The organism is Psychromarinibacter sediminicola (assembly GCF_029168335.1).
Classification (GTDB): Bacteria; Pseudomonadota; Alphaproteobacteria; order Rhodobacterales; family Rhodobacteraceae; genus Psychromarinibacter; species Psychromarinibacter sediminicola.
Genome location: NZ_JARGYC010000102.1, coordinates 1 through 10928, shown reverse-complemented (window position 1 = coordinate 10928; position 10928 = coordinate 1). Strand labels below are relative to the sequence as shown.

Sequence of the window (10928 nt, the reverse complement as noted above, 5' to 3'; positions counted from 1 at the left end):
ACTGGCGAGGACGGTGCCAAGTGTTCGACATACATGCTTATGTCTCCGGCATCGCAAAGCTCGACCGCGCCCCGGCGGGTCGGCGCTGCACGGCGTTCCGCTCGACCGGGGCCGCTATTCGGCAATGCCGAGGAAGCAGTGTCGTGTAGCGTGAGCGGACGCCTACCCTGGCCGACGCCGGATCCGCCGCGGGCGCTGCCCGCCCGTCCCGCGGCCGGGGTCGCCATCCGGCGACATTGCCCCGGCCGTCGGAGGCGCCTCGCAAGGCGTTTGCAAACGCCTTGCCGCAGCGTGTCAGTCCTTGCGGCGCGGGCCGGTCAGCGCCGGCCAGAGGGCGGCGGTGAACAGCGCGAAGGCGAGGCTCCAGAGCGCGGCGGAGGCGAGCACGGTGGGGAAGTACCACCCGCCCGACAGCGCCGAGCCCAGCCAGCGCAGGAGGGTGGCCAGCGGGATCAGCGCGTAGGCCAGCGCCACCGGCCCCGGCGCCACGAGGTCGCGGCCGGAATGGCCGAGCGCGGCGCGGCTCATCACCGCCAGCGTCATGCCGCCGACCGCGCCGATGCCCAGGACATGCAGCGCCGCGACTTCGGAGCCGTAGCCGAACACGGCCGCGCCCCAGAGGATCAGGCCGAGGCCCAGCATTGCCAGACCGCTATGCAGCGCGATCAGGATCGGCTGGCGCAGCGCCCAGCCCGGGCGCCAGCCGGTCAGCCGGACGATCTGCACCGCGCCCAGTGCCAGCGCCAGCGGCGCGGCCCAGGCGAAGGCGCCGGCCAGCACCGGCACCGGCAGGAGCAGCGCCAGCGGCACCGCGGCGCGTTCCAGCCAGGGGCGGCTGACGGGCCAGGCGGCCTCGGGCGCGTCCTCGCGGCGCATGGCGTTGCGGGTGAAGGCGGGCGTCACGCGGCCGCCCAGCACCGAGATCATCGCGCAGACCGCCAGCAGGCCGCCGTAGAGCCCCTGTTCCAGCGTGTAGCCCGAGACCCCCAGCCAGTCGAGATGGGTCAGCAGGTTGCCGGTCCAGAACAGGGTGAGGAACAGCAGGAACATCACGTTCTGCGGCTTCGGCCGTTTCGTCAGCTGCCAGGCGACCTGCGCCATGATGACCGGCACGAAGGACAGGTCGGCCGCTGCCACCAGCGCGCCGGGCAGCGACGCCGAATACCACATCGCCAGCCGCCCGGCGAGCCAGAGCGCGGCGACGGTGCCGATGAACAGCGGCTTCGCCAGCGTGCCGCCGGTCCAGTTCGGCACCGCCGTCAGGAGGAAGCCGCCGATGGCCGCCGAGGCGAAGCCGAAGATCATCTCGTGCCCGTGCCAGTAATGCGGCGCCATGGAATAGGGCAGCTCGGTGATCAGCCCGCCCATGGTGTGGACGCCGAGGTATAGCCCCCAGGCGACGCCGGCGAACACGCCGAACAGCCCGGCGCACAGGAAGAAGACGCGGAAGCCCTCGGACAGGACGCGGCGCAGCGCGGCGGTCATGCGGCCGACCGCGCGCGGCGCTTCAGCGTGGGGCAGGTTTTCGGGTCGTGGTAGATCACCTGACATCTCAGACATAGGACACACTCGTTGGGGTTGATCCGGCCGATGGGGTCGATGGCCCCCACCGTGCATTTGGGTTCGCACAGGCGGCATTCGCGCCCGCATTGCGGCCGCCGGCGCAGCCAGTCGAAGATCTTCAGCTTCGCCGGGATCGCCAGCGCGGCGCCCAGCGGGCAGAGGTAGCGGCAGTAGAAGCGCTCGATGAACAGCCCCGCCGCCAGCACGACGAGCACGAAGGCGACGAAGGGCCAGGCGCGCATCATGCGCATCGAGATCGCGGTCTTGAACGGCTCTGCCTCGGCCAGGATCAGCGCGTCTTTCATCGAGTAGAAGGACAGCGCGAGGATCGCGAGGAACAGGGTGTACTTGATGACCCAGAGCCGCTGGTGCAGCGCGTGGGGGACCTGGATCTGTTTCACGCCGAGTTTCTGCGCGGCCTCGTTCGTCAGTTCCTGCAGCGCGCCGAACGGGCAGAGCCAGCCGCAGAACACGCCGCGGCCCCAGAACAGCAGACCGAGCGCCACGAAGCTCCACAACAGGAAGATCAGCGGCTCGACGAGGAAGGTCTCCCAGCGGAAGCCCGACAGCAGCGACTGCACGAAGGCCACGACCTGCACGACCGAGAGCTGCGCGTTCACCGTCCAGCCCAGCCAGACCAGCGTGACCGCCAGGAAGGTCAGCCGCAGGCGGCGCCAGAGCATCGGGCGGCGGACGATGGAGTCCTGGACGAACAGGATGCCGGTCAGCACCGTCAGCATCGCCGCGACGCCGAGGATCGCGGGGCGCTTGGACTGCCACATCTCCTGCCAGAGCGGCGTGTCCTCGGGGGGCGGCGGCAGCAGGAAGCGCTCGGGCAGGGCGTAGTCGACGGCGAGGGTTGCGGTGACCGGGCCGGTGGCGCCGTCGCGGGTGGCGGTGACGGCGACGCGGAACGGCGCGGCCGGGTCGAAGCCGTCGCCGCCGATGCGGAACAGGCTGCGTTCGCGGAACTGCGGCGCCCCCTCGGCGGCCAACTCGTCGAGGCGCAGGTAGCCCGTGTCGGTGACGGGGAAGCGGCGGCCGTCCTGGATCACCGCGACGCGGTCGAAGGTGCCGGTGCGGCGCCAGGCCAGCCCGCGATGCGAGTGCAGCCCGCGCGAGGCGACGAACAGCGCGACGCGGTCGGCCGGCAGATCGCCCATGGCGCCGGAATAGGTGCGCCGGCCGAGGAGGTTGCGGCCGATCTCGGGCGGGTCGAGCAGGGCGACGTGGAGGTCGAGGAAATGGCCCTCGCCCGGCTCGGGCACGCGGTCGGCGCCGGCCAGCGCCGCGGCGGCCTCTGCCATGGTCATGGTGGCCGATTGCACCGCGCCGATCTGCGCCAGGCCGGCCCAGTCGTGGGGCTCGTAGGTCAGCCGGTCGATCCGGCCGCCGCCCGCGCCGCCGTCGGCCAGCGCCAGGGTGCGGCCGGTGCGCAGGATCGTGTCGCGGATCACGGCGGTGGTGACCGTCGCGCGCGAGATGAAGCGCAGCGCATCGGCCTGGCCGGGGGCGGTCAGGTCGAGCCCCGCGAAGCCCGCGACGAAGCGGGCGATGTCGGCGTCGGTCAGCCCCAGCGTCAGGATCGGTTCGGAGTGCTGCATCAGCCGCGCGCCGGCGATGCGCGCCTGCGGGGTCACGGCGACCAGCATGTCGATCGGGCGGCCGGAATAGCCGACGGAGGTCGCGATCTCCCAGCTCGACCCGATGCGGCCGAGCGGCGTGCCGTCGGCGGCGGCGACCTGCCAGCCGGGCACCGGGGTTTCGGTGCGCACCAGGGTGACGGGGCCGGGCACCCCGAACAGGGCGGCGGCGAGCGCGGCGTCGGGTTCGGCGGGGGCGATGCGCGTCTCGGAGCCGAGGCGGGGCTGTGCCGCCGCCGGGACCGCGCAGAGGAGCGCGGCCACGAGGAGGCACAGCACCGCGAACGGTTCGACTTCAAGCGCGCGTTTCATGGGGAAAGATGTATCTCCGGCACGTCTGTCGCTCCTTAACGAAAGTCAAGGAGGGGTCCGGGGCGGGGTGCAAGACAGGCGGTGGCCTCACCAGCTTCACGGAGACACCGTCATGCAAAGTATCAAAGCCATACGTAGCCGACTGCTGCTGACCAGCGCCGCGCTGGCGTTGGCCGCCGCGGGAAGCGCCGCGGCCCAGGACGACCCCGAAAAGGTCCACGACGACAGCCCCGCCGGATCCTACACCGCCGAGCTGGACACGCTGGGCGAGTTGAACCTGGAGATCCCCGGCTTCAAGCCCGGCGATCCGGTGATGACCCAGGAAGAATACAACATCGCCAACCAGATCTACTTTCAGCGCTGCGCCGGCTGCCACGGGGTGCTGCGCAAGGGGGCGACGGGCAAGCCGCTGACGACCGACATTACCCGCGACCTGGGCTACGAGCATCTGGAGGCGTTCATCACCTACGGCTCGCCCGCCGGGATGCCGAACTGGGGCACCTCGGGCGAGATGACCGAGGAAGAGATCGGCATCATGTCGCGCTACCTGCTGCTGGAGCCGGCGCAGCCGCCGGAATACGGCCTGGCCGACATGCGCGAGAGCTGGAACCTGATGGTGCCGCCGGAGGCGCGGCCGACCGAGAAGATGAACGACCTGAACATCGACAACCTGTTCTCGGTGACGCTGCGCGATTCCGGGCAGGTGGCGCTGATCAACGGGTCGTCCTACGAGATCGAGAAGATTATCGACACCGGCTATGCGGTGCACATCTCGCGGATGTCCGCCTCGGGCCGCTACCTGTTCACCATCGGGCGCGACGCGCTGGTCAACATGATCGACCTGTGGATGGAAGAGCCGACGACCGTGGCGCAGATCAAGCTGGGCCAGGAGGCGCGCTCGATCGAGACCTCGAAGATGGAGGGCTGGGAGGACAAGTACGCCATCGCCGGCACCTACTGGCCGCCGCAATACGTGATCATGGACGGCGACACGCTGGAGCCGATCAAGATCAAGTCGACCCGCGGCATGATCTATGACGAGCAGACCTACCACCCCGAGCCGCGCGTCGCCGCGATCGTCGCGTCGCACTATCGGCCCGAATTCATCGTGAACGTGAAGGAGACCGGCAAGATCCTCCTGGTGAACTACGAGGACATCGAGAACCTCCAGGTCACCGAGATCGAGGCCGAGCGCTTCCTGCACGACGGCGGGTTCGACTCGACCAAGCGGTATTTCCTGGTGGCGGCGAACGCCCGCGGCAAGATCGCGGTGGTGGACACCAAGGAAGGCAAGCTGGTCGACCTGGTCGAGACCGGCGGGATGACCCCGCACCCGGGCCGCGGCGCCAATATCGACCACCCGGTCTATGGCCCGGTCTGGGCGACCTCGCACCTGGGCGACGAGAGCGTCGTGCTGATCGGGACCGACCCCGAAGGCCATCCCGAGCACGCCTGGAAGGTGGTGCAGACGCTGTGGGCGATGGGCGGCGGGTCGCTGTTCGTCAAGACGCACCCGACGTCGAACCACCTCTACGTGGACGCGCCGCTGAACCCCGACGCCGAGGTCTCGGGCTCCATCGCCGTCTTCAAGATCGACGAGATGGACCAGGAAGAGCCGGAATACGAGGTTCTGCCGATCGTGGAATGGGCCGGAGTTACCGAAGGCCAGCCGCGCGTCGTGCAGGGCGAGTTCAACAAGGCGGGCGACGAGATCTGGTTCTCGGTCTGGAACGGCAAGGACATGGAAAGCGCCATCGTCGTCGTGGATGACCGGACGCTGGAGCTGAAGTCGGTGATCAAGGACGAGCGCCTGATCACGCCGACCGGCAAGTTCAACGTCTTCAACACCCGCAACGACATCTACTGAGCCAACGCGGCGGGCGGGGGCGACCCCCCGCCCGCCGGTCCCATCCTATCGAGCCGGACGCCAGACGGGGAATGCAGCATGGAAGCTTTGGGCAAAGTGTATCTGATCGGGGCCGGGCCGGGCGACCCGGAACTGCTGACCTTCCGCGCCATGCGCATGCTGTCCGAGGCGGATGTCGTGCTGTACGACCGGCTCGTATCGCCGGAGATCCTCGCCTTCTGTCCGCGCCGGGCGACGCGAATTCCCGTCGGCAAGGCGCCGAAATGCCATCCCGTCCCGCAGGAGCGGATCAACGAGCTGCTGCTGCACCATGCGCTCCGCGGCCGCGTCGTGGCGCGGCTGAAGGGCGGCGACCCGCTGGTCTTCGGGCGCGGCTCGGAAGAGGCGGCGCATCTGCGCGCCCACGGGGTCGAGGTGGCCTATGCGCCCGGCATCACCGCGGCGCAGGCGGCGGCGAGCGCCACGGGCGTGCCGCTGACCCATCGCGGGCTGGCCGGGTCGGTGCAGTATGTCACCGGCCACCGGCAGGCGGGCCAGGTGCTGGACCTGGACTGGAAGCGGCTGGCCGACCCGGACACCACCCTGGTGGTCTACATGGGGGTGGCCAATATCGGCCAGATCGCCATCGGGCTGATGACCGAGGGGCTGGATCCGGCCACGCCGGTGCTGGCGGTGGCGCAGGCCACCACCCGGCACGAGCGGCGGCTGGTGTCGCGGCTGGACGCGGTCGGACGGGACGTGCGCGACGCGGAGCTGCGCGCGCCGGTGCTGTTCGTGATCGGCCGGGTCGTGGCGCTCTATGCCGAGGCCGGGATACCGGGGGCCGTGGCCGCGCGGGCCATGGCGGCGGCCCATGCGTAGCCTGCTGGTGTTCCTGCTGATCCTTCTGGCGACCGACGTCGCCGGCGGAGATGTGGACGTGGACGCGGACGCGCTGGAGCGGCTGGTGCGGCAGGACTGCGGCTCGTGCCACGGCATGACGCTGAAGGGCGGCCTGGGCCCGGACCTGCGCGCCGAGAGCGTGGCGCATTACGACCGCGAGGGGCTGGCCTTCGTCATCCTGAACGGCATCCCCGGCACCCCGATGCCGCCCTGGTCGCCGCTGATGACCGAGGAAGAGGCCGGCTGGATCGCGGACTACCTGCTGGAAGGAGAGAGCGAATGAGACGGGGGGCAATCGGCCGGGCCGGCGCAAGCCGTTTCGATGCGGCTTGGCTCGCGCGTTCGGAAACACGCGGGGCAAGGACTCTGCGCGGCGCGCTGGCGGCGCTGATGCTGTCCGGCACCGCGGCGCTGGCGGATACGGTCGCCACTGGCGACCTGGGGCTGGTGATCGAGCGCGCCACCGGATCGGTCCTGCTGATCGACCAGTCGGAGCGCGCCGCGCTGGAGCGGATCGAGGGGCTGGGGGACTTGTCCCACGCCTCGCTGGTCTATTCGCCGGACGAGCGCTTTGCCTATGTCTTCGGCCGCGACGGCGGGCTGACCAAGGTGGACCTTGTCGAACGCGAGATCGCCGCGCGGGTCGTGCAGGCGGGCAACGCCATCGGCGGGGCGATCTCGGACGACGGGGAACTCGTGGCCGTGTCGAACTACGAGCCCGGCGGGGTGCGCATCTTCGATGCCGACACGCTGGAGATGGTGGCGGACATTCCCACGGGCTCGAAGACCATCGGGCTGGTGGACGCGCCGGGGCGGCGGTTCGTGTTCAGCCTGTGGGACGCGGGCGAGACCTGGATCGCGGACATGTCCGGCGGTGCGCCGGAGATCACCAAGATCGCCGGCGTGGGCGAGAACCCCTATGACGCGCTGGTGACGGGGAACGGGCGGACCTATATCGCCGGGCTCTTCGGCGAGGACGGGCTGACCGCGCTGGACCTGTGGGACGACACGCCCGAGCCGATGGGCGTGCTGCCGGGATACGGCCGCGGCGAGGCGCCTTTGCCGGTCTACAAGATGCCGCACCTGGAGGGCTGGGCGCTGGCGGGCGAGGAATTCGTGCTGCCCGCCGTCGGCCGGCACGAGGTGCTGTGGGTCGATGCGCGGGACTTCACCGAAACGGCGCGCACCCAGACCCACGGCCAGCCGGTCTTTGCCATGGCGCGGCCGGACGGGCGGCAGGTCTGGGTCAACTTCGCGCATCCGTTGAACGACACGGTGCAGGTGATCGACACGGTGACCAAGGAGGTGGTTCACAGCTTCCAGCCGGGGCCGGCCGTGCTGCACATGGAGTTTACGGCGCGGGGGCACGAGGTCTGGATCTCGGTCCGCGACGCCGGGAAGGTGCTGGTCTACGACACGCAGACCTTCGAGAAGCTGGGCGAGATCGCGGCCGACAGCCCCTCGGGCATCTTCTTCACCGCCCGCGCGCATCGGACGGGGCTGTGATGAAGAACGTCGCCGACCCCGTGGACCGTGCGCTGCTGGACGACTGGCAGCGCGATTTCCCGGTCGAGGCGCGGCCCTTCGCCGTGCTGGCGGCGCAGGCGGGGGTCTGCGAGGCCGAGGTGCTGGACCGGCTGGCGCGGATGCAGGCGGCCGGGCGGATCACGCGGGTGGGGGCGACCTGTGCGCCGAACACCGTGTCGGCCAGCACCCTGGCCGCGATCCAGGCGGCCCCGCAGGAGGTCGAGCGGATCGCGGGGGTCGTGGGCGCCGAGGCCGGCGTGAACCATTCCTACCTGCGCGAGGACGCCTGGAACCTGTGGTTCGTGGCGACCGGGCCGGACCGGCGGCACGTGAACCGGGCGCTGGCGCGGATCTCGCGCAACGCCGAACGGCCGGTGCTGGACCTGCGGCTGGTGCGGCCGTTCAACGTGGATCTCGGCTTTCGCATGGCCGGGGGCGGCGGCAAGCCGCCGGCGGCGCGCGCCGTCGACGCCACGGCGATGCGGCCGGGCGACCGGGAGCTGCTGCAGCGGCTGACGCGCGGGCTGTCGCTGGAGCCGCATCCCTGGGCGGCGCTGGGGCGCGAGCTGATGCGGCCCGAGGCGGCGGTGATGGAGCGGGTGATCGCGCTGCAGGCGGCGGGCGTGATCGCGCGGCTGGGCGTGATCGTGCGGCACCGGGCGCTGGGCTGGCGGTCGAACGCGATGTGCGTCTGGGACGTGAGCCACGCGGTGGCGGGCGAGGTCGGGCCGACGCTGGCGGCGCTGCCGGGCGTGACGCTGTGCTACGAGCGGCGGCCGGTGGAAGGCGTCTGGCCCTACCGGCTTTACAACATGATCCACGCGCGCAGCCGGACCGAGGCGAAGGAGGCGCTGGCCCGGGTGCGGGCGCTGCCCGGGCTGAAGGGGGCGCGGCACAAGGTGCTGTTCTCGACCCGCTGCTTCAAGCAGACCGGCGCGCTGATCGCGGACCGGGAAGGAGAGCGGGCATGACGCTGGATGCTCTGGACCGGGCGCTGATCAACCGGCTGCAGGAAGGGCTGCCGCTGGCGCCCGCGCCCTTTGCCGGGATCGCGGCGGAGCTTGGGCTGTCCGTCGAGGAGGTGCTGGCGCGGCTGCGCCGGATGAAGGCGGCCGGCGTCGTCACGCGCTTCGGCCCGTTCTTCGACGCGGCGGCGATGGGCGGGGCGTTCTGCCTGTGCGCGATGGCCGTGCCGGCGGAGGCGTTCGAGGCGGTCCTGACCAAAGTCAATGCGATGCCGGAGGTGGCGCATAACTATGAGCGCGACCATCGGCTGAACATGTGGTTCGTGCTGGCGACGGAAACGCCGGAGGGGATCGCGGAGGCGGCCGGGGCGATCGAGCGGGAGACGGGGCTGGACGTGCTGCGCTTCCCGAAACTGCAGGAATTCTTCATCGGCTTCCGGGTGGCGGCATGACCGTGACGGACAGGGATATCGTGAGCGCGGTGCAGGGCGGGCTGCCGATGGTGGCCGAGCCCTACGCGGCCGTGGCGCACGGGCTGGGCATCGGCGAGGACGAGCTGCTGGCGCGGCTGCGGGCGATGCGGGACAGCGGCACGATCCGGCGGGTCGGGGTGGCGCCGAACCACTACCGGCTGGGGATGGTCGCCAACGGGATGACCGTCTGGGACGTGGCCGACGACCGGGTCGCGGCGCTGGGCGCGCAGGTCGGCGCGCTGCCCTTCGTGACGCATTGCTACGAGCGGCCGCGGGCCCTGCCGGACTGGCCCTACAACCTGTTCGCCATGGTCCACGGCGCCTCGCGCGAGGAGGTGGAGGCCAAGCGGCGGCGGATCGCCGGGCTGCTGGGCGACGCCTGCCGGGGCCACGACATCCTGTATTCGACGCGGATTCTGAAGAAGACGGGGCTGCGGCTCCGCCGGAAGGAGGGGTGATGTTTCGCCTGACGGAGTACATGCGGCAACTGGTGGCGCCGACCCCGGTGCGCCCGCGCGCCGGGCCGGTGAAGCCGGTGGTGATCTGGAACCTGACGCGCCGCTGCAACCTGAAGTGCCGGCACTGCTATACCGTCTCGGCCGACGTGGATTTCCCCGGCGAGCTGGACACGGCGCAGGCCTTCGACGTGCTGGACGACCTGGGCGAGTACGGCGTCCTGGGCCTGATCCTGTCGGGCGGCGAGCCGCTGGCGCGCAAGGATTTCTTCGACATCGCGGCGCGGGCGCGCGGCAAGGCGCGGATGCTGGCGCTGTCGACGAACGGCACGCGGATCCACGGCGAGACGGCGGACCGGGTGGCGGAGATCGGCTTCGACTATGTGGGCATCTCGATCGACGGGATCGGCGCGACGAACGACTGGTTCCGCGGTGTCGACGGCGCCTTTGTCGAGGCGCTGCGCGGGGTGCGCGAATGCAAGGCGCGCGGCATCAAGGTGGGGCTGCGCTTTACCCTGACCGAGGGCAACCACCGCTGCCTGCCGGACCTGCTGCAGCTGTGCGACGACGAGGGGGTGGACAAGTTCTATCTCTCGCACCTGGTCTATGCCGGCCGGGGCGACAAGAACCGCGGCGAGGACGCGGCGCACCTGCGGACGCGGGCGGCGCTGGATCTGCTGATGGACCGGGCCTGGGTGGCCGTGGCCGAGGACATGCCGCTGGACATCGTGACCGGCAACAACGACGCCGACGCGGGGTATTTCCTGCGCTGGGTGCGGCGGAACTTCGACGAGGACCGCGCGGCGCATGTGCGCGGGCACCTGGCGGCCTGGGGCGGCAATGCCTCGGGGCTCGGGGTGGCGAATATCGACTTCCTCGGCAACGTGCATCCGGACACCTACTGGTCGGGCTACACGGTGGGCAACGTGAAGGAGAGGCCGTTTTCGCGAATCTGGACCGGTGACGACCCGATGCTGGCGACGCTGCGCACCCGGCCGCGGCCGCTGAAAGGGCGCTGCGGGGCGTGCAGCCTGCGCGACGTCTGCGGCGGCAACACGCGCATCCGGGCGCTGCAGCTGACCGGCGACCCCTGGGCCGAGGATCCGGCCTGCTACCTGACCGGCGCGGAGATCGGCGTGGCCGAGGGCGACCGGCTGGAGACCACACCGTTCCGAGGAAAGCGACATGACCCGGTGCATTCCTATGTCTGAGGGGTCTGGTTTCGGAGTGCTGGCGCACTC

10 protein-coding genes are annotated in these 10928 nt (G+C 70.8%); 8 read left to right on the top strand and 2 right to left on the bottom strand.

Going from position 1 to position 10928, the window contains the following annotated elements; all coding sequences use genetic code 11:
• Positions 1–294: 294 nt before the first annotated feature.
• Positions 295–1485, bottom strand: a complete 1191-nt coding sequence (locus tag P1J78_RS22680) for an NnrS family protein (RefSeq protein WP_275569663.1) — start codon at positions 1483–1485, stop codon at positions 295–297.
• Positions 1482–3518 carry a NosR/NirI family protein gene (locus P1J78_RS22675; RefSeq protein WP_275569662.1) on the bottom strand — a complete coding sequence of 679 codons (2037 nt, stop codon included), beginning with the start codon at positions 3516–3518 and terminating at the stop codon, positions 1482–1484. Before P1J78_RS22675 ends, P1J78_RS22680 begins: the two co-directional genes overlap by 4 nt.
• Positions 3519–3630: 112 nt before the next feature.
• Between P1J78_RS22675 and P1J78_RS22670 the strand changes: the two genes are divergently transcribed.
• The 8 genes from P1J78_RS22670 (at position 3631) to nirJ (ending at position 10898) form a co-directional block, all read left to right on the top strand.
• Positions 3631–5385 (top strand): nitrite reductase, encoded by a 1755-nt coding sequence (locus P1J78_RS22670; RefSeq protein WP_275569661.1) that lies wholly within the window; start codon positions 3631–3633, stop codon positions 5383–5385.
• 78 nt (positions 5386–5463) lie between these two features.
• Entirely contained in the window at positions 5464–6246 is a 783-nt protein-coding gene (gene cobA, locus P1J78_RS22665; RefSeq protein WP_275569660.1) for a uroporphyrinogen-III C-methyltransferase, read from the top strand.
• Entirely contained in the window at positions 6239–6550 is a 312-nt protein-coding gene (locus P1J78_RS22660) for a c-type cytochrome (RefSeq protein ID WP_275569659.1), read from the top strand. Before cobA ends, P1J78_RS22660 begins: the two co-directional genes overlap by 8 nt.
• A 107-nt stretch (positions 6551–6657) precedes the next feature.
• Entirely contained in the window at positions 6658–7773 is a 1116-nt protein-coding gene (locus tag P1J78_RS22655) for a cytochrome D1 domain-containing protein (protein WP_275569664.1), read from the top strand.
• Complete coding sequence (gene ahbB / locus P1J78_RS22650) at positions 7773–8765, top strand: siroheme decarboxylase subunit beta (RefSeq protein ID WP_275569658.1); 993 nt, start codon at positions 7773–7775, stop codon at positions 8763–8765. The genes P1J78_RS22655 and ahbB (P1J78_RS22650) overlap by 1 nt, the downstream gene beginning before the upstream one ends.
• Positions 8762–9211, top strand: a complete 450-nt coding sequence (locus P1J78_RS22645) for an Lrp/AsnC family transcriptional regulator (RefSeq protein ID WP_275569657.1) — start codon at positions 8762–8764, stop codon at positions 9209–9211. The genes ahbB (P1J78_RS22650) and P1J78_RS22645 overlap by 4 nt, the downstream gene beginning before the upstream one ends.
• Positions 9208–9690, top strand: a complete 483-nt coding sequence (gene ahbB, locus P1J78_RS22640) for a siroheme decarboxylase subunit beta (RefSeq protein WP_275569656.1) — start codon at positions 9208–9210, stop codon at positions 9688–9690. Before P1J78_RS22645 ends, ahbB (P1J78_RS22640) begins: the two co-directional genes overlap by 4 nt.
• Positions 9690–10898 (top strand): heme d1 biosynthesis radical SAM protein NirJ, encoded by a 1209-nt coding sequence (gene nirJ / locus P1J78_RS22635; RefSeq protein ID WP_275569655.1) that lies wholly within the window; start codon positions 9690–9692, stop codon positions 10896–10898. Before ahbB (P1J78_RS22640) ends, nirJ begins: the two co-directional genes overlap by 1 nt.
• The last annotated feature ends 30 nt before the right edge of the window (positions 10899–10928 follow it).

Bases quoted from the DNA above. Each gene is read 5' to 3' on its own strand.
- P1J78_RS22680 (WP_275569663.1), bottom strand. From the start codon at position 1,485: ATGACCGCCGCGCTGCGCCGCGTCCTGTCCGAGGGCTTCCGCGTCTTC.
- P1J78_RS22675 (WP_275569662.1), bottom strand. From the start codon at position 3,518: ATGAAACGCGCGCTTGAAGTCGAACCGTTCGCGGTGCTGTGCCTCCTC.
- P1J78_RS22670 (WP_275569661.1), top strand. From the start codon at position 3,631: ATGCAAAGTATCAAAGCCATACGTAGCCGACTGCTGCTGACCAGCGCC.
- cobA (WP_275569660.1), top strand. From the start codon at position 5,464: ATGGAAGCTTTGGGCAAAGTGTATCTGATCGGGGCCGGGCCGGGCGAC.
- P1J78_RS22660 (WP_275569659.1), top strand. From the start codon at position 6,239: ATGCGTAGCCTGCTGGTGTTCCTGCTGATCCTTCTGGCGACCGACGTC.
- P1J78_RS22655 (WP_275569664.1), top strand. From the start codon at position 6,658: ATGCTGTCCGGCACCGCGGCGCTGGCGGATACGGTCGCCACTGGCGAC.
- ahbB (WP_275569658.1), top strand. From the start codon at position 7,773: ATGAAGAACGTCGCCGACCCCGTGGACCGTGCGCTGCTGGACGACTGG.
- P1J78_RS22645 (WP_275569657.1), top strand. From the start codon at position 8,762: ATGACGCTGGATGCTCTGGACCGGGCGCTGATCAACCGGCTGCAGGAA.
- ahbB (WP_275569656.1), top strand. From the start codon at position 9,208: ATGACCGTGACGGACAGGGATATCGTGAGCGCGGTGCAGGGCGGGCTG.
- nirJ (WP_275569655.1), top strand. From the start codon at position 9,690: ATGTTTCGCCTGACGGAGTACATGCGGCAACTGGTGGCGCCGACCCCG.